The sequence below is a fragment of the Sorangium sp. So ce367 genome (genome assembly GCF_051520455.1).
GTDB classification, from domain to species: domain Bacteria; phylum Myxococcota_A; class Polyangia; order Polyangiales; family Polyangiaceae; genus Sorangium; species Sorangium cellulosum_B.
Genome location: NZ_CP150334.1, coordinates 6,018,056 through 6,041,220, shown reverse-complemented (window position 1 = coordinate 6,041,220; position 23,165 = coordinate 6,018,056). Strand labels below are relative to the sequence as shown.

At 71.1% G+C, this 23,165-nt stretch carries 18 protein-coding genes; 10 read left to right on the top strand and 8 right to left on the bottom strand.

Features of this window, described 5'->3' with window-relative positions; genetic code table 11:
• Nucleotides 1–30 precede the first annotated feature (30 nt).
• A complete protein-coding gene (gene rph / locus WME97_RS22985; RefSeq protein ID WP_437554888.1) occupies nucleotides 31–2,643 on the bottom strand; it encodes a rifamycin-inactivating phosphotransferase in 2,613 nt (870 codons plus the stop codon).
• A 208-nt stretch (nucleotides 2,644–2,851) separates the two neighbouring features.
• Between rph and WME97_RS22980 the strand changes: the two genes are divergently transcribed.
• The 3 genes from WME97_RS22980 (at nucleotide 2,852) to WME97_RS22970 (ending at nucleotide 9,843) form a co-directional block, all read left to right on the top strand.
• Nucleotides 2,852–6,907, top strand: coding sequence for a serine/threonine-protein kinase (locus WME97_RS22980; protein ID WP_437554887.1), 4,056 nt, complete (start codon nucleotides 2,852–2,854; stop codon nucleotides 6,905–6,907).
• A 162-nt stretch (nucleotides 6,908–7,069) separates the two neighbouring features.
• The gene (locus WME97_RS22975) at nucleotides 7,070–8,395 is read left to right on the top strand and encodes a hypothetical protein (RefSeq protein WP_437554886.1); all 1,326 of its coding nucleotides are present in this window, start codon (nucleotides 7,070–7,072) and stop codon (nucleotides 8,393–8,395) included.
• A gap of 68 nt (nucleotides 8,396–8,463) precedes the next feature.
• Nucleotides 8,464–9,843 carry a serine/threonine-protein kinase gene (locus WME97_RS22970; protein ID WP_437554885.1) on the top strand — a complete coding sequence of 460 codons (1,380 nt, stop codon included), beginning with the start codon at nucleotides 8,464–8,466 and terminating at the stop codon, nucleotides 9,841–9,843.
• A 55-nt stretch (nucleotides 9,844–9,898) separates the two neighbouring features.
• Here WME97_RS22970 and WME97_RS22965 read toward each other — a convergent pair whose 3' ends face one another.
• The 3 genes from WME97_RS22965 to WME97_RS22955 are packed head-to-tail and all read right to left on the bottom strand — an operon-like array spanning nucleotide 9,899 to nucleotide 11,604.
• Complete coding sequence (locus tag WME97_RS22965; RefSeq protein ID WP_437554884.1) at nucleotides 9,899–10,696, bottom strand: hypothetical protein; 798 nt, start codon at nucleotides 10,694–10,696, stop codon at nucleotides 9,899–9,901.
• 8 nt (nucleotides 10,697–10,704) lie between these two features.
• Nucleotides 10,705–10,914, bottom strand: a complete 210-nt coding sequence (locus WME97_RS22960; protein ID WP_437554883.1) for a hypothetical protein — start codon at nucleotides 10,912–10,914, stop codon at nucleotides 10,705–10,707.
• Between the two features lie 24 nt (nucleotides 10,915–10,938).
• Nucleotides 10,939–11,604, bottom strand: a complete 666-nt coding sequence (locus tag WME97_RS22955) for a dihydrofolate reductase family protein (protein ID WP_437554882.1) — start codon at nucleotides 11,602–11,604, stop codon at nucleotides 10,939–10,941.
• Between the two features lie 369 nt (nucleotides 11,605–11,973).
• On the opposite strand from WME97_RS22955, the gene WME97_RS22950 reads away from it, so the two are divergent.
• The 4 genes from WME97_RS22950 (at nucleotide 11,974) to WME97_RS22935 (ending at nucleotide 15,156) form a co-directional block, all read left to right on the top strand.
• Nucleotides 11,974–12,774, top strand: coding sequence for a C-type lectin domain-containing protein (locus WME97_RS22950; protein ID WP_437554881.1), 801 nt, complete (start codon nucleotides 11,974–11,976; stop codon nucleotides 12,772–12,774).
• Between the two features lie 56 nt (nucleotides 12,775–12,830).
• Complete coding sequence (locus tag WME97_RS22945; protein WP_437554880.1) at nucleotides 12,831–14,129, top strand: hypothetical protein; 1,299 nt, start codon at nucleotides 12,831–12,833, stop codon at nucleotides 14,127–14,129.
• A gap of 167 nt (nucleotides 14,130–14,296) precedes the next feature.
• The gene (locus tag WME97_RS22940; RefSeq protein ID WP_437554879.1) at nucleotides 14,297–14,662 is read left to right on the top strand and encodes an ArsR/SmtB family transcription factor; all 366 of its coding nucleotides are present in this window, start codon (nucleotides 14,297–14,299) and stop codon (nucleotides 14,660–14,662) included.
• On the top strand, nucleotides 14,659–15,156 hold the full coding sequence (locus WME97_RS22935) for an SRPBCC family protein (protein WP_437554878.1): 498 nt from the start codon (nucleotides 14,659–14,661) through the stop codon (nucleotides 15,154–15,156). The genes WME97_RS22940 and WME97_RS22935 overlap by 4 nt, the downstream gene beginning before the upstream one ends.
• Before the next feature lie 34 nt (nucleotides 15,157–15,190).
• Here the strand turns inward: WME97_RS22935 and WME97_RS22930 are convergent, their stop codons facing one another.
• Together WME97_RS22930 and WME97_RS22925 are read right to left on the bottom strand one after the other, a co-directional pair.
• Nucleotides 15,191–16,003, bottom strand: coding sequence for a phytanoyl-CoA dioxygenase family protein (locus tag WME97_RS22930; protein WP_437554877.1), 813 nt, complete (start codon nucleotides 16,001–16,003; stop codon nucleotides 15,191–15,193).
• Between the two features lie 270 nt (nucleotides 16,004–16,273).
• Nucleotides 16,274–16,852 carry a superoxide dismutase gene (locus WME97_RS22925; RefSeq protein WP_437554876.1) on the bottom strand — a complete coding sequence of 193 codons (579 nt, stop codon included), beginning with the start codon at nucleotides 16,850–16,852 and terminating at the stop codon, nucleotides 16,274–16,276.
• Between the two features lie 198 nt (nucleotides 16,853–17,050).
• Between WME97_RS22925 and WME97_RS22920 the strand changes: the two genes are divergently transcribed.
• Both WME97_RS22920 and WME97_RS22915 read left to right on the top strand, forming a co-directional pair.
• Complete coding sequence (locus WME97_RS22920; RefSeq protein WP_437554875.1) at nucleotides 17,051–18,223, top strand: MBL fold metallo-hydrolase RNA specificity domain-containing protein; 1,173 nt, start codon at nucleotides 17,051–17,053, stop codon at nucleotides 18,221–18,223.
• A 453-nt stretch (nucleotides 18,224–18,676) separates the two neighbouring features.
• A complete protein-coding gene (locus tag WME97_RS22915) occupies nucleotides 18,677–19,345 on the top strand; it encodes a hypothetical protein (RefSeq protein WP_437554874.1) in 669 nt (222 codons plus the stop codon).
• A 43-nt stretch (nucleotides 19,346–19,388) separates the two neighbouring features.
• Here the strand turns inward: WME97_RS22915 and WME97_RS22910 are convergent, their stop codons facing one another.
• Entirely contained in the window at nucleotides 19,389–20,642 is a 1,254-nt protein-coding gene (locus tag WME97_RS22910) for an acyl-CoA dehydrogenase family protein (RefSeq protein ID WP_437554873.1), read from the bottom strand.
• Nucleotides 20,643–20,896: 254 nt separating this feature from the next.
• Here WME97_RS22910 and WME97_RS22905 point away from each other — a divergent pair, with 254 nt between their 5' ends.
• Nucleotides 20,897–21,793 carry a LysR family transcriptional regulator gene (locus WME97_RS22905; protein ID WP_437554872.1) on the top strand — a complete coding sequence of 299 codons (897 nt, stop codon included), beginning with the start codon at nucleotides 20,897–20,899 and terminating at the stop codon, nucleotides 21,791–21,793.
• A 99-nt stretch (nucleotides 21,794–21,892) separates the two neighbouring features.
• On the opposite strand, the gene WME97_RS22900 is transcribed toward WME97_RS22905, so the two are convergent.
• Nucleotides 21,893–23,125 (bottom strand): GNAT family N-acetyltransferase, encoded by a 1,233-nt coding sequence (locus WME97_RS22900; RefSeq protein WP_437554871.1) that lies wholly within the window; start codon nucleotides 23,123–23,125, stop codon nucleotides 21,893–21,895.
• Nucleotides 23,126–23,165 lie beyond the last annotated feature (40 nt).

Genomic DNA, 23,165 nt, shown 5'->3' with positions numbered 1-23,165 from the left:
CCCCGTCGAGGAGCGCGAGCGCCGCGGATCTCAGGTCAGGATCTCGACATACCCGTCCGTTCCATGCACGCGGATGCGTTGCCCATCCCGGATCCGCCTTGTCGCGTTGTCCACGCCGACGACCGCCGGCAAGCCGTATTCCCTGGCGATCACCGCGCCATGGGTCATCAGGCCCCCCACCTCGGTCACAAGACCCTTGATGGACACGAACAGGGGCGTCCAGCTGGGATCGGTGAAGGTGGTGACCAGGATGTCCCCCGCCTCCAGCGCCGCGTCGGCCATGTCCAGGAGGACGCGGGCTCGCCCCTCGACGACGCCGGAGGAGACCGCCAGGCCGACGAGGGCTCCGGCGGGGAGATCGGCTCGTTTGTGCGCACCTGCCACGATCTCCCCATCGGACGTGATGACGAGCGGCGGCGACAGCTTCTTGTGGAGCTCGTGTTCCGCCCTCCGCTGGCTGACGATCCGGTCGTCCACCTGATGCGTGCGCACGACCTCGCGGAGCTCGTCGAACGTGAGGTAGTAGATGTCCTTGGCGTCGTGGATCACGCCGGCCTGCACGAGCCGCTCGGCTTCTCGCAGCAAGGCCTGCTTGTAAATGAAGTAGCGATTGACGAGGCCGTACTTCGGATACTCGCGATAGCCGATGAAGCTCCGGAGCCGGTCGATCATCCGCTGGGCCTCGCTGGCCTTCTGCTCCCCGTCCGGCAGCTGCCTCAACCGGTCGAGCAGCGCTCGCGCCCGCCGCAAGGCCTCCTGACGCCCCTGCTCGAACCTCCGCTCGCCGGCGCGAGGTTCGAAGTTCTTGATGTTGCTCAGGATCAAGGGGACCAGGGTCGCCGGCTCCTCGCTCCAGCGGGCCCTCGTGATGTCGATCTCCCCCACGCATCGCATCCCGTATCTGTCGAGGTAAGCTTGGATGGCGTCCCGGGCTTCCTTGCCACCATCGAGCGCGGCCAGCTCCTCCAGGAAGCCATCGTGCTTCACGTTCTGCAGATAAGCGACCACGTCCGGATAAGGACGGATCACGTCGGCGACGTCCAGCAACGCCAGGCCCATCTCCGACGTGATGTTGTTCGACACGGACTGGGAGAGCGTATCCGCGACGCTCTTCTCGCCGAGCCACGCCAGCATCTTCTCGTTGATCCACGAGGAAGCGTTCATGCCCGCCATGATCGCGCCCATGCTCCGCGGACCGAACATGGACTTGCTCAGCGCCTGGATGTCCTCCCGGATGAAGTCGAACAGCGCCGTTCCGGTCCTTGTCCGGATGTCGCGCTTCAGCTCCGCGAGCCCGGCCTGGGTGCGCTCGATCAGCTCGGCGACGATCGCCGGGTCGTCCTCGACCTGTGCGTCGAAGCGCCCCGGCGCCTGCTTGCCCTGGCCGGGGCGCGGGGCCGCCGGATCGTCGGGCAACGGTTCGATGAAGTCTCCTCGCTCGAGGATCGTCAAGAGGGCGTCCCTGAGGAGCGGATGGGAGCGCCCGAGGAGTTCCAGGAGGGCGTCCCGGCTGGCCGGTGAGGCCAGCTGCTTCGTGGGATCGACGAACAACCTGCCGCCCGCCGCCAGCATGCGGCCACCCGAGGTCAGCTGGAACAAGGACAGCCCCAGGGGCCTCATCGCGTCGGTCATCATCTGTTGATGGCCGACGGAGATGTAGACGTGGTTGCCTCGATCACCGGCTTCGGGGATTGGGTACAGGGTCGTGATCGGCCGGCTCTGGACGACGTGGAGCTCCTCCTCGACAAGGCACCACTCGATGTCCTGGGGGTGGCCGAAATGCCCTTCGATCTGCCGGCCCAGGCGCTCGAGCCGCAGGATCTGCGCGTCGGTCAGCACCTGCCCGTCCTGCAGATCGGGCTCGATCGCCCGCTCTTCGGTGCCGCCCTCCTCCAGGGCACGCGTGGCCAGCGTCTTTCTGGCGATCACCTTCTCGATGACCTGGCCGTTCCGCACCTTGTAGCGATCGGCGCTCGCCAGGCCGGCGACAAGGGCCTCCCCCAGGCCGAAGCCAGCCTCGATCGACGACACCTTCCGGTTCGACGTGACGGGATCGGCCGTGAAGACGATCCCGGCGGCCTGCGGGAAGACCATCTTCTGCACCACCACGGCCATGTGGACCTTGCGGTGATCGAAGCCGTGCTGGATCCGGTAGGTCACCGCCCGCTCGGTGAAGAGCGACGCCCAGCACCGGCGGACGTGCTGCAGGATCGCCTGCGTCCCGAGGACGTTCAGGTACGTATCCTGCTGGCCCGCGAAGGAAGCCCCCGGCAGATCCTCCGCCGTCGCGCTGGACCGTACGGCGTAGGCGTCGCCCGCGCCAAGCGTGGAAAGAGCCTGGGTGAGCGCCTCTCGTACGTCCTCGGGGATGGCCGTCCCTTCGATGATCCGGCGCAGCTCGGCGCTGGGCTCCCGGATCCCGTCCCGGTCCTCCGCCGCGAGCGACGACAGCCGATCGAGCAACCCGCCGATCGACGGCGCTTCTCCCATGATCCGCTGGAAGGCCTCGGTCGTGACGCAGAAGCCAGCGGGCACGCGGATGCCCTCGATCCTGGAGAGCTCCCCCAGGTTCGCGCCCTTCCCCCCGACCACGCTGGCCTTCGTTCGATCGACCTCCTGGAGAGCAAGCACATAGGTCCGCATCCGTTCACCTCCATCAGGGCGTCGGCAGCTCGTTCGCGTCGACGGATCGTCACGCCCCCTCGTCGAAGGGCGCCACTATAACGCGGACCAGGATGAGCTCTACCGAACGAAACCCCGGGATGGCGACCTCGTCAGGCCGATGGAAGGCATCCAGGCTTCCGGTGGCTCGACGCGCGCAGTAGCATCGCCCCGGAGCCAACCCCCGCAGATGCGCTGCACCCTCTGTCACCGCAGGATCGGTGTCGTCACGGGTTGTCCGCTGCACGGCGGCGCGGCCCCGAGCGCCGCGAAGGAAGAGGCCGGGGCGGGGGAGGTCGCGCCCCGGATCCGAGGGTTCGATGGGCTTCGCCTCCTCGACGAGGGCGGCTTCGCCCGCGTGTTCGCGGCCTCGCGGCGCGAGGACGGCCTCGCGGTGGCGCTCAAGATCGCGCGCCACCGAGGCGATCCGCGGTTCTCGCGCGAGGCGGCGGCGCTCCGCAGGGTCGGTCCGCCGGCGGTGCCGCGGCTGCTCGGCGAGGGCGAGAGCGACGGAGGCTTTCCGTATCTGGTCCTCGAGCTCCTCGAGGGAGAGACGCTGGCGCGATGGATGGAGGCGCTCCCCGGGGCGGGCGCCGCGGCGCCGGTCGAGGCCGCGCGGCTCCTGGACGCGCTCGGCGCCGCCGTGGACAGGGGCCACGCGGCCGGCGTCGTGCACCGGGATCTGAAGCCGGAGAACGTGATGGTGCGGCGGAAGCAGGGGCCGGCGCCGGAGGTCGCGCTCCTCGACTTCGGGCTCGCGCGGCTGGGGGAGGGGAACGGCGCGATGGAGGAGGGGCGCGAGCCCACGCACACGGGGCTCCGGCTCGGCAGCGTGGTGTACATGGCCCCGGAGCAGTGCCTCGACGCGCGCGACATCGACGCGCGCGCGGACCTCTACTCGCTCGGGGTCCTCGCGTTCGAGCTGCTCACCGGGCGGCCGCCGTTCGTGGGAGATGCGTCGGCCGTCGTTCACGCGCACGTCTCCCGGCGCCCACCGCGGCCGTCGGAGATCGCGCCTCTCCCCCGGGGCGCCGACGACGTCCTGCTGCGCGCCCTGGCCAAGGCGCGCGAGGAGCGCTTCGGGTCGGCCCGCGCCTTCTCCGAGGCGCTCAGGGCAGCGCTCGAGGGCGTCATGGCCCCGCTGCCGCCCCAGGAGGCCGGCCAACCGCCCCAGAGGCCCGGTCACCCCCCCCGCCGCGCCGCTCCCGGCAGGCCCGCCCCGCCGCGGCGGGGCCCCGTGGCGCTCCTCGCCGTCCGCAGCGGCGCGCCGGTGGACCAGGTCGTCGGCGTCGCCGCCTCCTTCGGCGGGCGGCTCGCCCGGGTGCAAGACGGGCTCTACGTCATCGCTTTTCCCGGGGCACCGCGCCCGGGCGCCCGCGCCGCCCTCCAGGCGGCCCGCCGGCTCGCCGCCGCGCTGGACCAGGCGACGTCGGCGGTGGTGCACGTCGCCGAGCTCCAGGTGCGCGAGGGCGCCGCCGGGATGGTCTTCGCGGGGCCCGCGCTCTCGCAGCCCAGGAGCTTCTGGCCCCCCGGCGCGCCGGATCCGGTCGCGATCACCCCCGAGGCCGCCGCCCTCCTCCCGGAGGCCGCCCCGCTCGACGAACGCGCCGAAGCAGGCAGCGACGACAGCGCGAGCGCAGGCGTCGCCCCGCCGGCACCCCCGGCCGCCGAGCTTCCGCTCCGCGGGCGAGACGAGCTCGTCGCCGAGATCGCCGCGGACGCGCGCGCCGCGTGGCGCGACAGCGCGCCGCTCCTGCTCACGCTGATCGGCGACGTCGGCCACGGCAAGACGCGCCTCTGGGAAGCGGTCGCCGCGGCGCTCTCGTCCGAGCCTGGCGCGCAGGCGATCGCCGTCGCGGCGAGGCCGCCCGCCGTCGCGGAGCCGGCAGGGCTCGTCCGCGCGCTGCTCCGCGCCGCCCTCTCCCTCGGCGGCGGCGCGCGCGCCGAGGCGATCCGCGCGGCGTGCGTCGCGCGGCTCGGCCCCGAGCTCGGCCTCGCGTCGTGGCCGGCGGTCGCCTTCGCGCTCGACGCCCTGCCCGAGGCCGAGCCCGCCGTCGCCGCGGTGCTCGCCGCGCCGGGCGCGCTCCGCCAGACGCTGGCCCGGGCCGCCGGCGAGGCGCTCCAGCGGCTCGCGCGGGAGCGCCCGCTCGCCCTGATCGTCGACGACGCGCAGCAGGGCGATCAGGCCGGCCTCGACGCCCTCGAGATCGCGACCCTCTCGGGCGCGCGCGCCCCGCTCGCCGTCCTCGTGGCGGCGACCCCGGCGCTGTCCACGATGCGCCCGCTCCACGGCGAGCGGGCGGCGCGCTCCGTCCAGCGGCGTCTCCCGCCGCTCGACCCGGGCGCCGCACGCGCGGTGCTCCTCGACCGGCTGCGCCCGGTCGAGTTCGTGCCGGAGCCGGTCGTCGCGGGCCTGCTCGAGGCGGCGCAGGGGGTCCCGCTCTTCCTTGTCGAGCTCGCGTCCGCGCTCCGGCAGGCGGGCGCCATCCGGAAGGTCCGCGGCGGCCCGGGGTGGTACCTCGCCGGCGACGCAATCGCGCGCGGCGAGGCCGCGCCGATCATGAGCCGCCTCGCGCGGCGCACGCTCGCGGGCCTTCCGCCGCCGCTCGCGGAGCTCGCGCAGGTGTGCGCGGTCGCGGGCGACGCGCTCGCGATCGACGAGCTCGGAGGCCTCGTCGACGCGGCGGCGGCCGGGGGCGCTGTCGCCGCTTGCCGGGACCTCGATCCGGGCGTCGGCCTGTCGCGGCTCGCGCGCCGCGGCCTGCTGCGCGCCGCGGACGGCGAGCGGCTCGCGTTCGCGCACCCGCTCCTCCGCGAGGCGATCGAGGCGGAGGTGCCCGCGGCCCTGCGGCGGCGGCTGCACGCGATCGCCCTCCGCCGCCTGCTCACGGCGCCCGCGGAGCGGCGCGCCCGGCTCGCGCAGATCGCGCGGCACGCGGCGGCGGCCGGCGCGCACGCCGAGGCAGCGGCGGCGTGCTTCGAGCTCGCCGAGGACGCCCGCCGGCGCCACCTCTATGTGGACGCGGAGCGGCACTACACCGCGGCGCTCGCCGAGGCCGAGGCGACGACCGCGCGGGCCGAGGCGGCGCCCGCGGAGGCCGGGGCAGCGCCCGAGCGCGCGGTGAGCCGGGCCGCCGTGCTGGCCGGCCGGGGGAAGGTCCGCTACCGCATCCAGCGCTTCGACGACGCGACCGGCGACCTCCGCGCCGCGCGGGCGCTCGCGGAGGCGGCCGCGGACGACCCGATGGTCGCCGATCTGCTGCTCGAGGAGGCGACCATCCTCGACTGGTGCGACGACTTCGCCGGCTCCGAGGCGCTCGTGGACCAGGCGCGGCCGCTCGTGGAGCGGCTCGGGGATGCCGGGATGGAGGTGCGCTGCGAGGTGGCCGTGGGGCGCGGGCACTTCCGCCGGCAGGAGCTCGATGACGCCATCGCGCGCCTCGCGCCCGCTGCACAGCGCGCCGAGGCGCTCGGCGACCACGAGAGCTGCGTGATCGCCCAGCTGCTGATCGCGCCGGCGCTCGTCTACGCCGGCCGCCTCGATGAGGCCGAGGTCCGGTTCGACGAGGTCATCGCTCGCTGCGAGCGCGTCGGCGACCGCCTGCACCTGGGCGGCGCCTACCAGAACCGGCTGACGATCCGGCTCATGCGCGAGGACCCGGAGGGCGCCGTGAGCGACCTGCGGACCGCCGTCGCGCTGGCCCGCGAGCTCGGCAACGCGTACCTCGAGCGCGGCCCGGCCCACAACCTCGCGGAGCTGCTCTACTGGGGCGGCGAGCTCGACGAGGCGCTGCCCCTCGCGCTCCGCGCCTGGGAGCTGCAGCAGCGGTTCTTCGAGGCGAGCGCGGCGCCGGACTACGCGCTGCTCGTGGCGCGGATCCACTGCGCGCGCGGCGAGCTCGGCGAGGCGAGGCGCCACCTCGACTGGGTGCGGACCCGCTGCGATCTCGACGCCGCGCCGCCGGTCACGCGGGTGCTGGTCCGCCTCTGCGCGCAGGTCTGCGAGGGCGCGGGCGCGCCGGCAGAGGCGTGGGAGGCGCTCGTCGCCGAGGTACGCGAGGCCGCGCTCCTCAGCGAGCACATCGAGGTCCTCTGCTTCGCCGCGGCCGCCGCGCTGGAGGGCGGGAGGCGCGAGGACGCCCGCCGCTTTCTCGGGGAGGCGGCGCAGAAGACCTGGGGCTCGCGGTTCTGGAAGGGGCGGCTCTCGCGGCTGTCGGCGCAGCTCGACGCGCACGAGCTCCCGTGAGAGGCCTCCGCAGGCCGTCTGTCGTCGCCCAGGCGACAAGTCTCCGCCTGCTGTCGCGGCGCGCGCCACAGCGCGCCCGCCCGCGGGGAGGAACACGCATCTTTCCGGGTACGACCAGCGTGGCGCGAGACGTGCTTTGGGCTCGCGCTCCAGAAAGGGGCGATGATGAATCGACGAACCGCCTGTCTCGGACTCTCCACCCTCTCGCTGACGGCGGGCCTCGCGCTCGCGGCCAGCGCCTCCAGCGCGATCCCGGCGCCGCTCATGGTGATCGCCAACCGCGTCCAGCGCCAGGTGCTGGGCGCCAACATGCTCACGGCGAACCAGGCGAGCCTGATGGCGCTCACGACCTCGCCGCTCAACGACGCTTCGTTCGCGAAGGGGCCTCTCCATCAGGCGCTGCTCGATCCGCGCGCCCGCGAGGTGATGGCGGCCCTGGTGCAGTGCGCGCTTGGCAGCGATCAGCCGCCGGTCAACTGGACACCGACGAAGGAAGACCTGAGCGCCAAGGCAGCGCAAGACAGGGCGGCTCGTAGATCGATGGCTCGCCCGGGCGACCTTGCCGGCGACCTTGCCAGGGCTCAGAAGGACGCCGATGCGAGCATCGTCGCCGACCCCGACTCGTGGTCGGGCAGCGTCGGGCTCTGCCGCGACTGGGCCACGCAGGCGCCCAGCGAGGCGTGCCAGGAAGTCGTCTCTGCCTGCCTGCTCGCCAGGAACAACGCTGAGGGGGTCTCCCTCGACATCTCGCTGCGCGGCGATCCGTCGCTCACGCTCGGCGGCGAAGAGGCGGCGGGGCGCTTCACGTGGCAGGAGGGCGCCTTCTTCGGGAACATCTTTCTTCCGGGCGAGCTGGAGCTGTCTGCGGAGGTGAAGCTAAAGTCCGATTCAGGGCGCACCGTCGTCGACAGGCCGGCGCTGAAGGAAGATACGGTCGTCTACAAGAACGCCTTCGCCTGCAGCGGCTCGAAGCCGGCCATCCAGCTCGCGGCCAGCGTCCCGCCGGACATCTACTTGCAGACGCGCGTCTGCGGGACCAACTCGCTCGGCGTGCTGCCGAGGGCGAACCGCAGCCCGAACCCGGGGTGCATCGCCCGTTACGTGGGCACGTGCGAGCCTGCGCCCGAGACGACCGTGGGGGGCCGCGCCGGCTCCACGACCAGCACGACGTCGGCGCTCGTCCCGAGCAGCGCGACGCTGCCCCTCGGGCCCTTCTCGATACCGCTGCACGCGAGCGCGAGCTGCGCCTCGACGAACGGGGCGTACCAGCGCTGCCAGGGCGGTCCCAGGACCTGGTCCCACCCCCTCACCGTGTTCCTGCGAGGGAAGGACTCCGTCGTGACGTTCAGCGACGCCGCGCTCGCGCAGATCAAGAGCGAGATCGCCCGGCGCGGTCTCCCGCAGCAGCCGGGCTCGACCGTGCCCCGGCCGCCCGAGCCGCAGCGCCAGCGCACGGCACCCGCGCCGCCGCCGCCTGCCAGACGGTGAGCCGCTCTCCGGGCGCCGCGCGAGGAGGCTTGCGCCCCGCCTTCATCTGCGGCGAACTCCATCGCTGCATGACCGCGACGACCCGCCTCGCCGGTGGCTCCGGCACCCTCGCCGACGGGGACCCGAGCGCCTCCGACGACCTCGCCCCCGGCACCCTCGCCGGCGACTTCCTGGTCGAGGAGGCGCGCAGCCACGGCGGCTTCGCCGTGGTCTACCTGGCCACGCAGCTCGGGACGGGCCGCGCGGCGGCGCTCAAGGTCCTCCGGCGCCGGCTGGCTGCAAGTACTCGGATCCTCCAGAGATTCCAGCAAGAAGCCGCGGCCCTCCGGCGCCTCGCCCACCCGCACATCGTCGAGATCCTCGGCGCCGGGGACCTGCCCGACGGCCGGCCGTACATCGCCATGGAGTGGATCGAGGGCCGGACGCTCCGGCAGGAGCTCCGCGCCCGCGGCGCGCTCTCCGCCGCGGAGGCGCTCGCCGTGATCGAGGAGGTCGGCGCGGCGCTCTCCGCCGCGCACGCGCTCGGGATCGTCCACCGCGACGTCAAGGCGCAGAACATCATGGCGATCCCGCGGGGCGGCTGGTTCACGACGCGCCTCGTCGACTTCGGGATCGCCAAGCTCCTCGAGCCCGAGCGGCTCGGCCGCGGGCCGATCTTCACGCAGAGCAGCGTGCTCGGGACGCCGGGCAGCATGGCCCCCGAGCAGATCGCCGGCCGCCCGGTCGACGCGCGGACCGACGTGTATGCGCTCGGCCTCCTCCTGTACGAGCTGCTCACGGGGCAGCCGGCGTTCCACGCCGACAACCTCGTCGAGCTCGAGGAGCTCCAGCTCTTCGCGCCGCCGCCGCGGGCGGGCGATCTCGTGGCGGTGCCGCCGGCCTTCGACGCCGCGATCGCGCGCTGCCTCGAGAAGTCGCCGGACGCGCGCTACCCGAGCGTCGCCGAGCTGCTCGCGGATCTCCGCGCGGCGCCGCCCGCGGCGAGGGACGAGGCGCGCGTCCGCCCGGCGGCGGCGCTGCACGCCAGCGTGCAGATCGAGGGGGAGGGCGAGATCGACGAGGCGGCGTTCGACGACGCCGAGGAGGTCCTCGCGACGGTCCGGCGCGCCGCGGCGGACGCGGGGCTCGTCACGATCGTCGACGGTGGCGGGGTGCTGGTCGGGGCGACGGCGCTCCCGGTCGATCCGGAGGGCAGCCGCGCCGCCCGGGCCCGGCTTGTCGACGTCGTGCGCGCGCTGGAGACGACGATCGCGGCGAGGCCGGGGCCGAGCCCCGCGGTCCAGGTCGTGCTGGTGCTGCACGCCGCGCCCGCGAAAGTCGAGGGCGCGCCGGGCCAGCAGCGGTTCGCGGGCGGCGCGCTCCTGCGCCTCGACGAGTGGACGACGGGGCATTCCCGGGGCGGCCTCGTGATCACGCCCGCGGCGCGCGCGGGGATCGACGAGGGCTAGCTCCCTGGGCCGGGACAGCCGGCCTCGGACACCACCCGAGCCCGCCAGGGCGACTTCACTTCAAGACGAGCTTCCCGGCCGGCGTGATGCACGATTTGTTGGGCTCGGGCGGCGTGTCGCCAGATTCACACTCCGCCGGCACCTTGTAGTCCTTGCCGATCGTCCCCTTCGGGTACCAGCACTCCGCGTCGAGGTAGCGTATCAGGTAGTGGTCCCCGTCGGTCGACGATGCCTCGTTCGTCTTCCAGTCCGTGCCCGTGTAGAGGATGATCGCGCCCTCCCCGCACATCCTTTCGGCCTCCTTGACGAGCTCCGGCTTCCAGATGGGAGCAGGCGTCGTGCCCTTCTCCGGCACCTTGTCGCACGCCGTGAGCTCGCGCGAGCCGTCGTCCTGGGCGCGGAGGTTCACCCGCTCGACCGTATCGAAGTTCAGGGCGCCGCTCACGGTGGTGGTCCAGTCCATGCCGGGGCGCTGCTGTCCGCCTTGCACGCGGAGCGAGGCAAAGCCGCAGCCCTGCTCTCCCGAGTCCTTCTTGCGGAGCGCCGTCAGCATCTCGGCGCATTTCTCACGCGCCTGCTCCACGGACATCTTCCCATCCACGGTCTCGGCCATCCACTGGTCGGCCAGCGCCAGCTTGGTCTTGTCCGCACAGCTCGCGGCCACGACGATCGCGTTGAAATACGCCTCGTTCGTGTCGAGGCTCTTCTTCGACGCGGCGGCCGTGTCGTTGTACCTCTTCGCGAACTCGTCGAGCTGAGCCTTCTCCTCGGGGGCGAGCGACGGGATGAACGCGCCGCAGCCGAGCGGCGCCGCGCACGAGAGGAGCAGGATCGCTGTCAATGCCTTTGACATGGTTCCATTCATGGGGCGGTGCGATAGCGTCCCACGGATATGGCGTCAACGCGAATGCGCGCCGCGCGGCGGGCCGGCGCGCGCCTCCGCAGGTCGCGCGCTGCCCTCCTGTGCGGCGGCGCCGCATCTCCGCCCACCTGCGCGGCGATGACCTTCTCGTCGGGCATCATCCCCGCCTCGGACTCCTTCGTTGCCTTGACGAACACGATGACTTTCACGGCGCTCTCCTCCCTGGACTCAAGCTACTTCGTCAGGACGACGTGGGTGGCGTGCTCCGAGGAGGCGTGCTCCGTGCATCGGTAGCCGAGGCTCACCGTATCGATGCCGGCGAGGAGGTGCTCGCCCCGGCCGAGGAGCACGGGGGAGATCACGAGGTGGAGCTCGTCGATGAGCCCCGCGGTGAGGTACTGCCGAACGGTGGCGACGCCGCCGCCGAGCCGGATATCCTTGCCCTGGGCCGCCTCCTTCGCGCGCTCCAGCGCGGCGTGGATACCCTCGGTCACGAAGTGGAAGGTCGTTCCGCCCTCCATGGTGAAGGACTCACGAGCGTGGTGCGTGAGCACGAAGACGGGCACGTGGTAGGGCGGGTTCTTGCCCCACCATCCCTGCCAACCGTCGTCGGGCCAGGGGCCCCGCTGCGGCCCGAACATGTTGCGGCCCATGATCCAGGCGCCGAGGTTCTCGAAGCCGCGCGCGGCGAAGTCGTCGTCGACGCCTGTCCGGCCGACCGTGTCGCCGATCAGCGAGCCAGCGTAGTCGGCGGACATCCTCTGGAACGTCTTCGTGCCGAGGACCCACTTGTGCAGCGCCATCCCTCCGACGCCCATCGGATTGGCCAGATCCTGGCCGGGACCGGCGCCATGACCGTCGATCGAGATCGAAAACGCGTTTACCCGAAGCCTCGACATGCGCGCAACTCCTTCCGGCGCAGGCGTCGCCTGCGACCCTTCTGACGACCGTTCGTCCGAAGTGGCGACGAACGAGCCGGGGCCGGATCGACACGCCGGCGAATTTTTTTCTCTCTCTGGCCGATCGTCACATGAAAGTGCTGTCAATTCAACGGTTTAGGAGGTTCCGGGCGGGCGGACCGCCGCTGGAGCCGCTTCTCGTGGCGCTCGAGTGCTTCTCCCATGCGCCCCGAAATGTAGGATGGTCACCGATCGCCAGGCTGAGGGTCGCCATGATGCGCCGGACTCTGCCCGGCACTGCATCCCTGGACGAGGAGAGTGTTTATGCCGCACGTGAATGCCTGCAGCGAGTCTGTATGTAGCTTTCGGATGATCGCAGTCCTGCTGTTGCCGGCGCTGCTCAGCGCATGTGTCGAGGACGACGCGGATGTGGTGCACCCTGTGTTGCCGGTCGTCGTGGCGCCGCAGGTCGCCCAAGGCGGCCATGACTACGTGTTCGTGCGTAGCCTGGCGACCTGGCACGCGGCGCAAGCGTTCTGCGCAAACTACGACCTTGCGGGTGGGGGGGGTTATCACCTGGTTACTGTCAATGACCCTGTCGAGGAGCAATTTCTCAACAGGTTCGAGATCTACGCCCAGCGGAGCCCGTGGTGGATTGGCTACAGCGATGAGGCCACGCCGGGCGCGTGGACGTGGGCGAACGGGAGCTCGACGTACACGAACTGGGCGCCGGCGCAGCCGAGCACGTTCGGCCACTGCGCGGTCGATATGCGGGACGGCGCTGGCACCTGGGGCGCGCGGCCTTGTGACCGGCCAGCTTCCTTCATCTGTGAGCGGGACGCCCCGGCGAGTAGCAGCAAGGGTACTTTCTGGTTCAGTCGCGCCAGCACGGACAACGCGCACACCAACACCGAGACCTTGGCTGTCACGCTATCGGCAGGTCAGATCCTGTCCGTCGGCACCTGTGGGCTCGCGGGCGGGGCGGTCGCGTCCGGCAGTACGTGGATCCGGATCAAGCGTGACGGGGTCGACGTGGGCAGCAACGACGAGGGCTCTCTCTGCCGCTATGGATCTCTGTCGATCGCGGCCGCGACACCTGGCGTCTACGTGATTCATGCGGGATGCGTCAATAACACAGCGTGTTCTGGCACCGTGGCGTGGCAATACTGACGAGGCGAACGCGTACTGACGAGGCGAGCGAACGGCGATCTGGAGGTTCAACGCACATGAGACGCAGGCTCAAGCTCGTCGCGATCGAGGCCGTCGGTGCGGTCGCGTTCCTGGTGCCGGCGCAGGCGCTGGCGTCGTCCGAGGGGTCGTTCAACCCCGGCTTCTTGCTGTCGGTCGGCAGCGGCGAATGCCCGGTGGGGGTCGGCACGGAGATCAGCGGCATGGTGTTCCCGAAGGGCGATCCGGGCTCGATCGGTTACGGTGGTTTCTTCCAGGCGCAGACCTATGCCGGCGACTATGCGCGCCTGGCGTTCGGGTTTCAGCTCGGGAACGTCGTCGGTGGAGAGCTCGGCTTCGCGGGTCTGACCCGCAGCGATCTCCACACGTCGACGTTCGCTCTGCACACGGGCGTCTTCGCCTCGGCCGCGGTGCTGGGGACGGGTCTGCGCGTGACGATCCCGATGAGCGGCTCCGATCACGGGCTCCCGGCCCACGGCGTCGAAGTGTCGTGGGTCTTGACCCTCAAGGTTCCGATCTACAGCGGCAGGGTCTTCAACTCGTTCGGCCGGCCGCTGCGAGACGAACAGGGCCCCATCACGGCCGCGGCGCGGGAAGCGAGCGGCTGGGCGGACGTCAGCGACCCCGCGCTGGTCGCTCACCTTTCGCCCCGGGAGCGGGGAGAGCTCGCCGCCCTGTGGGTCGAGGCCGCGCTCGCCGAGCACGCCTCGATCGCGACGTTCGCCGCGCTCGCGCTGGAGCTCCTGGCGCTCGGAGCACCCGCAGACTTGCTCGCGGCTTGCCAGCAGGCGGCGCAGGACGAGCTCGAACACGCGTGCCTCTCGTTCGGTCTCGCGAGCACGTACGCGGGGCTACCGCTCGGGCCGGGCAAGCTGCCGTTGCCGGCCACCGCGCTCTCGGGCGACGCCGCCGCCGTCGCGTACCTGAGCTTCACGGACGGCTGCATCGGTGAGACCTTCGCCGCTGCGCTCGCGCGGCGAGCGCAGCGCCACGCGATCGATCCGGCCGTCGCGCGGGCGCTCGCGCGCATCGCGGCGGACGAAGCGCGGCATGCCGCGCTCGCCTGGAACATCGTCGCGTGGTGCCTGACGCTCGACCCCGCGCGCGTCCGCGCCGCGCTCGGCGCTGCGCTGGCGGCGCCGGAGCTCGAAGCGCCCGCCGCCCCGCTCACGGATGTCCTGGGGCTGCCGATCGTGCCGGCGGCGCGCCACGGAGCGGTGCCCGTCGACGAGCAGAAGCCCCTGCGGCGCCGCGCCGAGCGGACCGCGCGGGCGCGCCTGAAGCGCATGCTGCGGGCGCCGCGCGAAGCGCGGGCCGAGGGAGGCCCCGTGCCCTGAGCGGGGCGCCCTGCGCGAGCCCTCGCGCCTGACACACACGTGAGCCGCCGCGGAGCTGCGCCGTGCTCAGCCGCGCTCCACGCGGGCCGCCAAGGTCCGGCCCGCCGTGCAGCTCCGCGAGCCGTGGCGCTTGACCAACGTATGCACCGTGGTGTATATACATATTAATGCAACTGGATGTCTTCCAGGCCCTGGCCGATCCCACGCGCCGCCGCATCGTCGAGGCTCTCCTTTCTGGCGAGCAACAGGTGGCCGAGGTCGTGGAGAAGGCCGGCATCCACCAGTCGGGCGTGTCGCGGCACCTGCGCATCCTCTCGGAGTCAGGTTTCGTCTCGATGCGACCCGATGGGCAGCGGCGCCTCTACTCCCTTCGTCCCGAGCCTTTCCGCGAGCTCGACGACTGGCTCGGCCGCTACCGGCAGCTCTGGGAGGAGCGCCTCGATCGTTTCGGTGCCGCGCTCGAGAAGAAGCGCGCGGAAGTTCAGAACAACCCGGCCGTTCAAGGCGGCCCAACCACGAGGAAGCGACCATGAACAGCGCAGTCAAAGTCCAGGCCCGATCCAAGGTCAGAGTCGAGCGCACCTATCGCGCCACGTTGCAGGAGGTCTGGGACCTCTGGACCACGCGAGAGGGCTTCGAGTCCTGGTGGGGGCCGCGAAACTTTCGGGCCGCCGTGGCGGAGCTCGACGCGAGGCCGGGCGGCACCCTGCGCTACGAGATGATCGCGGCGACGCCCGAGATGGTCCGCGCCATGGCGGAGATCGGCCAGCCACCCTCGCACGCCGTCACGTCCACCTTCGCCGAGCTCACGCCCATGACACGGCTCGTGCTCCGCAATGTGATCGACTTCTTGCCCGGCGTACCGCCCTACGAGGCCGACATCGAGGTCGAGCTCACGGAGCTCGGCGACCGCGTGAAGATGGTGGTGCTGCTCGACACCATGCATAGCCCCGAGTTCACCGAGATGCAGAAGGAAGGCTTCACCAGCCAGCTCAGCAAGCTGGACGAGAGGTTCGGGGCGGCGTGAGGAGCTGCCGCGCCTCGGCGAGCGGCGTCGCGCGTCAGTAGGCGAAGGCCTGGTAGACCTCGGTCTCCTCGGTCTCCTCGGGCGCGTCGAGCGATTCGACGATGGGATTGAAGCGGAGCATGCGCTTCGCCCGCTCCGACAGGTGGGTAAGGCTCTCGCGGGGCACCCGGATCGAGACCTCCGGGCGGAAGAGCCAGCGGCGGCTGTAGCCGATGACGACCATCGGCCGCGGCTCGCGCGAGCGGTTCGGGGTCCCGCGGTGGAGGCCGCGAACGTCGCGGACCATGACGTCGCCGAGCTCCATGGCGATCGGCTCGAGCGCGACCTCGCCCTGCTCGAGGCGCCGCATCCCCTCGGCCTTGGAGAGCATGTGCGTGCCGCGGGCGATCTCGATCGGGCCGTTCTCGGCGGTGACGTCGACCAGGGGGAAGTTGACGGCGAGCTGGAACGCGGGTGTCTCTCTCCCGGTCTCGGGGAAGAGCGGCGGCGTGTCGCGGTGGACGTCCTGGTAATCGGACCCGAGGAGCGGGGTGTCGGTCGCGAGCTGGACCATGGTCATGTCGGCCCCGACGAGGCGCTCCACCACGCCAAGGATCGTCTCGTCCTCGTAGATGCGCGGCTCCGCGAAGGGGGCCTTGAACGGGAGCGTCACGTAATAACGACCCGGCCCCCGGTTCTTGAGGTGCCCCTCACGCGCGATGTGGGCGTCTAGGAGCGGCGCGAAGGCCTCACGCCACGAGCGCAGCAGGCTCTTCGGAATGAGGTTCTTTATCAGGCAGAACCCATCGCGCTGCGCTGCGCGGGCAAGCTCATCCATCTCGGCGCTGGTGGGGCGGGCGTGGCTCATGGCTCGGGCCGAGCTTGGTGGATCGAGCGGAGTCGTCAAGCTCGGCGCTCGCTCTCCGGCGGTTCATGGCCGTCCCACCGCCGCTGGAATCATCGTCTTTGGAGGAGAGTGCGGCGCTCCAGGCGCCAGGCCCACGCACGCAGACGGGCGAGTGATCTCAGCCTGACGAGGCCGACGCCCGCGCGGCCCCGCTCTGCATCAGCTCAGGCTGGTCGCTCTCATGCCTGGATGCAGAGCGGCCTCGACGCCGCTCTCGCGGGAGCGCGCCGGTCACAGCTTCGAGGCGGCGTGGTCCCAGTTCACCAGGTTCCACCATGCCTCGACGTACTTCGCCCGGGCATTGCGGTAGTCGATGTAATACGCGTGCTCCCACACGTCGCACGTGAGCAGCGGCGTCTTGCCCTCCGTGAGCGGGCACCCGGCGTTGCCCGTCTGCACGATCTCGAGCTTGCCTGAGCCATTCTTCACCAGCCAGGCCCAGCCCGAGCCGAACTGACCGATGGCCGCGGCGGTGAACTTCTCCTTGAACGACGACACGCTTCCGAACCCCTCGTCGATCGCCGCACGGAGCGCGGCGGCAGGCTCACCGCCGCCCTGCGGCTTCATGCTGTGCCAGTAGAACGTGTGATTCCACACCTGAGCTGCCTGGTTGAAGACCGCGCCGGACGTCGTGCGGACGAGATCCTCGAGGCTCTTGCCCGCGAGCGCCGGGTCCGCCGCCACGAGCTCGTTCAGCTTCGTGACGTAGGCGTTGTGGTGCTTGCCGTGGTGGAAGTCGAGCGTCTCGGCCGAGATGTGGGGGACCAGCGCGTCTTTGGAGTAGGGGAGCTCGGGAAGAGTGAAGGTCATGGTTCAGTTCCTCGTGTTGCGTGTCGGCGGCTACGCGCTCGTCGCAGCCCGTTGTGAGTAGCTCGGCGAAGACCTTCGGGTGGCGCTCCAGCCAGGGATCGAACGTCCGCGCTTCGCGGCCAGACGGCCGCTCCACGTCGCCGGGTCCGGCGGCAGCATAGCAACCTCGGTGGGCGCGCGTCACGCCTTGCCAATGAGTTGGCAGTTTTCCATCCATTTGGAGAGACGGCCTCCCGGCCAGCGGGCTCAGCGGCTCCGCAAATCTGCGATGCCGCCGCGATCCAGGTCTCCGACGCGCGCTACCTCAACCGCCGCGCCGAGAAGCAGGGGAGCGACGAGCCGCGCTACGAAGACGACGACGCTGTCGAGGCGATCTCCCGCTTGGTCGCCGCGCCCTACCACCACCCGATCGAGATCGCGCCGGGCGTGCGGCTCACCTTCCTCGACGCGGGCCACGTGCTCGGCAGCGCCGTCTCGCTGCTCGACGTCGTGGAGGGCGATACCCACAGGCGCGTCGCCTACACGGGCGATCTCGGCCGCTACGAGCGCCCGATCCTGCGCGATCCCGAGGTCGCCGAGCGCGCGGACGTGCTCGTCTGCGAGAGCACCTACGGCCATCGCCTGCACGAGGGGACCGACGAGCTCGACGAGGATCTCGCGCGCGTCGTCCCGCGGACCTCCGAGCGGGGCGGCAAGCTCTACATTCCCACGTTCGCGCTCGAGCGCGCGCAGGAGGTGATCTTCGCGCTCAAGAAGCTCCGCCGGCACGGCCGCATCCCGCCGCTGCCGGTCTACGTCGACTCGCCGCTCACGGTGAAGCTCACCGACGTCTTCCGGCTCCACCCCGAGTGCTTCGACGTCGAGACGCGCGCGCTCCTCCGCGGCTCAGGATCGCCCTTCGATTTCGAGGATCTTCGCTACGTCGAGGACGTCGCGGGCTCGAAGGCGATCGACGCCGAGCCCGAGCCCTCGATCGTCATCGCGGCCAGCGGCATGTGCGAGGCGGGGAGGATCCTCTACCACCTGAAGGCCGGGATCGAGGACCCGAAGAACACGATCCTCATCGTCGGTTATCAGGCGCAGCACACGCTCGGCCGGCGGCTCGTGGAGGGACGATCGCGGGTGAGGATCTTCGGCGTGGAGCGGGACCGTCGGGCCGAGGTCGTGGTCCTGAACGGCTTCAGCGCGCACGCCGATCAGGGCGACCTGCTCCGCTACGCGGACCGCTGCCGCGAGCGGGGCCCGCTCGGCAAGATCGCGCTCATCCACGGCGAGCCGCGGGCGCAGGAGGTCCTCGCGAAGATGCTCCGCGCGCGCGGGCACGGCGAGGTCGTGATCCCGGCGCCCGGTGATCTCCTGGAGATCGACTGACCGGTCGTGGCCGGTGATCGTGGCCGTGCTGCGCCCTGCGGCGTGAGCCGCGGGCGCGCCCAGGGCCGCGGTGTCGCCGGATCGCAACAACCTCCCTGCCGCCTTGTGGTGAGAGATTCACATCGGGAGCGCGCCGCAGGCGATGCGGCTGGCGCGCCTGCGCCTCCTGACGGCCTACGATGGATGGCGATGGCCCATGGAAGCATGAAGCTCCAATGGCCCAGGTCTTGCAATGGGTAATCGATGGGGAGAGCCAGAGACGATCGCCTGACATGAACCCATTGCTCCAGCAACCGCGGTCCTCACTGGACCTGCGGTCCGCGCTGGAGTTGTCAGGCCATGGCCTTGTTGCTCGCGGCTCACGGGGACGCGCCGCGGTGCCGTGGCCGTTCGGCGCTGCAAGCGTCCGCATCCTCGATGTCAGTGAATCAGTGAATCAGTGAAGGAGATGTCGTGAAACCAATCTCTCGTAAACGCCAGCTTGCCTTTGTGGTACCCCTGTTGACTCTGTTCGCGTGCGTGGAGGCCGACCCCCCTGTCGACGGCGGAGCCGCTGCGTGCGGAGAGGTCGCGGCGTGTGGTGGTGATCCGACCGGATCGTGGACCATCGAGAGCGTCTGCACGGAACCATCTGGATTCTCCGTGAACAACGCGCGCTGCGACGTCTCGATCTCGTTCGATGACGTCGAGTACGACGGACATGCCGAATTCAACGTGGACGCTACCTATGCCCTCACCTACACGCCGAGAGGGCCGATGAAGATGGTGATCGGGATGCCGTGCGTCGACGCGGATGGCGTCTCGAAGACATGCGCGGAGCTCGACGAGGAGATGAGAGATGTCCCGCTCGCGGAAGAGCCGCTCTTTCAATCGGGGAGATGCGGGATGATAGGCGAGGACTGCGTGTGCGATCTGTTCGTGCGCGAGGACCCCAGGACCGAGACGGGCGTCTGGGGAGTCTTGGGCACGACCTTGGTGACCAAGGAGGACGGCGAGGAGTGGGGGTTCAAAGATAGGGCGTTCTGCGTGGAGGGGTCCTCGTTCACGCTCGGTACGGAGAAGCTGACAGAGGAGAACGAGGGAAAGCCGATGAAGAGGTTCATGCGGCTCACGAAGAGGTGATTCAGAACGCCGTCTGGTACCGCTCCGGGTATCGCCACGTACTTCAGTAGGCCCCCTTCGGCTCGAGGCCCAGCATGTGCTGGCCTACCATCGTGGACACGGCGTCCCAGTTGAGCGTGATGTGCTGCGCGATCGCGTTGCCGTCTCGCCACATCCGCTGGATGGGTTGACCGAGCGCCAGGCTGCTGCCACCGACGCACGAGAACAACGATTGAATGGCGGCGTGCGACAGCTTCGCCGCGTAGGCGTGGCCTCGCCGGTTGCGGATGCGCTTCTCGACGCTCACGGACCTCCCCTGGGCCGCTGTCAGCTCCACCTCGGTGATGTCGCGGTCGAGGACGAGCCTCGCCGCGTCCACGGCGGCGGCGGCGTCGGCCAGACGCGACTGGACATGAGCGAACTGGCTCAGGAGCGCCCCCGCGCCGCCGATGCCGCCGCGCGTGAGGCGGTTCTCACAGAGATCGATGAAGGCGTCGATGGCGCCTTGGGCGGTACCCAGGAGCGGGGCCACGAGGCAGACGGGGATCGCCGAGAGGAAGGAGATGCTGTAGATGCGGTTGGGGTTCACCGCGGCCCCGGGAGGCGCACCGGACGCGGCCTCCGCGAAGGTGAGCTTCCGATGACCCGGGACGAAGGTCGGCTTGTCGATGACCACGGTCTTGGACCCGGTGCCAGCTTGAGCCGCGACGTACCAGTCGTCCTCGATCGACCAGTCGGAGCGGGGCGCGAGCAAGAAGCCGGCGCTGGGGGCGGCGTCGCTCTCCTTCGGGAGCTGGACGCCCAGCATGGCCCATTGTGAGTTGTCGATGTTCGAGGCGAAGCGCCACTTGCCCTGGATCAGGTACCCGCCATCCACCGCCTGCGCTGAGGTGACGGGCGAGTAGGAGCCGCACAGGATGGCCCGGGGACTTTCCCTCCACACGTCGTCCTGCGCCTGCGCCGGGAACAATCCGAGCAGCCACTGGTGGATGGCCCCGAGCGAGCACGCCCAGGCGGACGAGGTGCAGCCCCGCCCGATCTCGCTGATCACGTCGAGCAGCGCGGTGAAGCCGTACTCATAGCCGCCGTAGCGAGCCGGCTGCATCAGCCGGAAGAAGCCGGCGTGATGGAAGAGCTGGTTCGTTTCCTCCGAGACGCGGCGCTCGATCTCCGTCTGCTGGGCCCGCTCGCGGAGGCGAGGGACGAGCTCGCGCGCAGTGGAGACCAGGCTCTCGAGCGACGGCGCGTCTGCGGCGGGGCTGATCCGACCGGGGGCCTTCATGCCCGCGGTTCTGATCGAGGCGTGTTCGAGATTCATAGGTTATGCCTCGCGGGGCGAAGATTGGCCGGCTGGCGCGACCCGATCGGCGCGGCCAGGGGCGCGCGCTGCGCCCTCCGGGGCCTCGGGGGAACTGGCATCGCCGACGGCGGCGCCGCGCATCGGCGCGGATCGCCGCGAGGCGGGACGCCGCGCCGGCGCCGCCACGCTTAGGATCACGTCCAGAGTATGCGAAGATGCCCGCGACGGCGCCAGATGGCGCCCTGGAACGGCCGCGTTCGAGGAGTGGAACGTTGAGGGAGCCCGATGATCTGTCCGGTCTGTCGATGTTCGTGCGCATCGTCGAGGAAGGCTCGCTCAGCGCGGCCGGCCGGGCGCTCGGGCTGCCCAAGGCGACCCTCAGCCGCAACCTCGCGCTGCTGGAGAAGCGGCTCGGCGCGCCGCTGCTGATCCGCTCCACGCGCGCGCTCAGCCTGACGGATACGGGCAGGCGCTTCTTCGACAAGGTCCAGCCCATCGTTCAAGAGGCGCAGCAGGCGACCGCCGAGGTCAAGAGTCTCCATGCGGCTCCCTCCGGGCTGCTGCGCGTCACCGCGCCCGTCGCCTATGGCCAGGCGGCGATCGCGCCCCGCCTGCTCTCGTTCATGAGGCGTTATCCGGCGGTCCGCATCGACCTGCATCTCCATGACGGGCGCGTCAACCTGGTCAACGGCGGCTACGACCTCGCCATCCGGATGGGGGCGATCGAGGACAGCGAGCTGATCAGCCACAAGCTGGCCGACGTCACCATGGTCATCGTCGCCTCGCCGAACTGGCTGGAGCAGCACGGCATGCCCCGGAGGCCCGCCGACCTCGCCCAGCACGCCGCCGTCGTCACGCGGCCGGATATCGTGCAGTGGAAAGTCGGCGGGGAGACCGTGCGCGTCCCCTGGCGCATGAGCACCGGCAACATGATCGTCACGCGGGACGCCGCGAGGGCCGGGCTGGGCATCGCTTTCGTCCCCGAGTTCCTCGTATTGCGTGACCTGGAACGAGGAACGCTGGTACGCCTGCTCCCCGACGTCGAGCTGCCGGTGATTCAAGCGACCGCGCTGTACACCCGCACCGCCAGCCAATCGGTGGCGCTGCGCACCTTGCTCGACGACCTCCTGGCCAGCCGACCCATCGAGGTCGACGCCGCGCCGTCGTGACCCTGCCCGGGCGCGGGTGGTAACCCCCTCTGCTGCGACAGGCGATGTCGGTACACCGGCCTTTTGTCAGGTGGGGTGAAGACGAACGGGCCGGCGGCCTCAGAACCGATCTGCCAGCGTGAGCTGCGGGTGCTGCGCCGGGAAGAGCACCGGGACGAGCCGGGCGGCGTCTCCGGTGAGCCGGAGCTTCCCCGCGTCGCACACCTCCAGCGGCGCGTCCGAGCCGAGGAGGAGCCGCGCCACCTCCCAGCCGCCGCCGACCGCGCTGCGCGTCCCCGCGGCGCTCCGCCCGCGGGCGACCTCGACGCGGCCGCGGTCGAGGCGGAGCGTCGCCGTCTCCTCGGGGCTGGCGAGGGTGAGCGCGCCGCGGTAGCCCGCGAGCTCGGACGCGGCGAGCCGGGCCGAGAGCTCCGGCGCCATCGCCGCGAGGCATCCCGGGAGGTCGACCACCCGGACCATCGCGGCGCCGTTGGCCGCATACCGCTGCTCGTGGCGGCTGTTCAGCGTCCGGAGCCGCGCGGCGAGCGCCGAGCGGTAGGGGAGCGTGTCGAAGCGGATCTCGGGGAGCGCCTTCCGCCGGCAGAGGGCCCCGAGCGCCGAGAGCGCCGCGTCCGGCGCGCCGGTCGCCTCGGCGCACACGAGCCGGCTCCTGCCCGCCTGGACGACGACATGCCCTTCGGGGCGCTCTCGATCCGCGCCCCAGCACCAGGCCTCGACGTCCTTGCGCATGCCGCTCCACGAGCGCAGAAAGGTCGGCCGCACCGCCGTGCCGGTGAGGCCGGCGTTCCACCGGTTGTGCAGCCGCACCAGCCCCGGCGTGGGCGCCGCGGGGATCCGGCGCAGCCCGCGCAGCCGAGGCAGCGTGGCCGGGAGGTCGGCGAGCTTCAGGCGCCACCGCGACTCGGGCCAGGCCGGCACATAGCCGAACCGGTGGTAGAAGTCGTCGATCCCGAACAGGATCGAGAGGTGATAGCCGCCGGCGCGCATGCGGTCGAGGCTGTGCGGAGCCGTGCGGGCCATGAGCCCTTTCCCGCGGTGGGCCGCCTCGGTGGCCACCGCGCCGATGCCGCCGCAGCGCACCTCCGCCCGACCGATCCGCATCCGGTAACCCCACACGCCCCAGTGGGTGACCATCGCGTCACCGAGGAACCCGATGACCGAGGCGTCCCAGTCATAGTGGCTGTGGTTCACGTACCAGGCGGCGCAGTCGGCGCGGAAGCTCGCGTAATTGCCAAAGGTGCGCGCCGCGATCTCGATCACCGCCGTCGCGTCGGCGACGAGAGCGGGGGAGCGGACGGTGAGGGACGGAGTCTTCAGGAGCGTATCCGCCATCGGTAGGAGTGGTTCGCCCACGGCGTGGGATCGAGCATGG

Bases quoted from the DNA above. Each gene is read 5' to 3' on its own strand.
- WME97_RS22910 (WP_437554873.1), bottom strand. From the start codon at position 20,642: ATGAATCTCGAACACGCCTCGATCAGAACCGCGGGCATGAAGGCCCCC.
- WME97_RS22955 (WP_437554882.1), bottom strand. From the start codon at position 11,604: ATGTCGAGGCTTCGGGTAAACGCGTTTTCGATCTCGATCGACGGTCAT.
- WME97_RS22975 (WP_437554886.1), top strand. From the start codon at position 7,070: ATGATGAATCGACGAACCGCCTGTCTCGGACTCTCCACCCTCTCGCTG.
- WME97_RS22930 (WP_437554877.1), bottom strand. From the start codon at position 16,003: ATGAGCCACGCCCGCCCCACCAGCGCCGAGATGGATGAGCTTGCCCGC.
- WME97_RS22900 (WP_437554871.1), bottom strand. From the start codon at position 23,125: ATGGCGGATACGCTCCTGAAGACTCCGTCCCTCACCGTCCGCTCCCCC.
- WME97_RS22980 (WP_437554887.1), top strand. From the start codon at position 2,852: ATGCGCTGCACCCTCTGTCACCGCAGGATCGGTGTCGTCACGGGTTGT.
- WME97_RS22945 (WP_437554880.1), top strand. From the start codon at position 12,831: ATGAGACGCAGGCTCAAGCTCGTCGCGATCGAGGCCGTCGGTGCGGTC.
- WME97_RS22940 (WP_437554879.1), top strand. From the start codon at position 14,297: ATGCAACTGGATGTCTTCCAGGCCCTGGCCGATCCCACGCGCCGCCGC.
- WME97_RS22970 (WP_437554885.1), top strand. From the start codon at position 8,464: ATGACCGCGACGACCCGCCTCGCCGGTGGCTCCGGCACCCTCGCCGAC.
- WME97_RS22950 (WP_437554881.1), top strand. From the start codon at position 11,974: ATGATCGCAGTCCTGCTGTTGCCGGCGCTGCTCAGCGCATGTGTCGAG.
- rph (WP_437554888.1), bottom strand. From the start codon at position 2,643: ATGCGGACCTATGTGCTTGCTCTCCAGGAGGTCGATCGAACGAAGGCC.
- WME97_RS22935 (WP_437554878.1), top strand. From the start codon at position 14,659: ATGAACAGCGCAGTCAAAGTCCAGGCCCGATCCAAGGTCAGAGTCGAG.
- WME97_RS22965 (WP_437554884.1), bottom strand. From the start codon at position 10,696: ATGTCAAAGGCATTGACAGCGATCCTGCTCCTCTCGTGCGCGGCGCCG.
- WME97_RS22925 (WP_437554876.1), bottom strand. From the start codon at position 16,852: ATGACCTTCACTCTTCCCGAGCTCCCCTACTCCAAAGACGCGCTGGTC.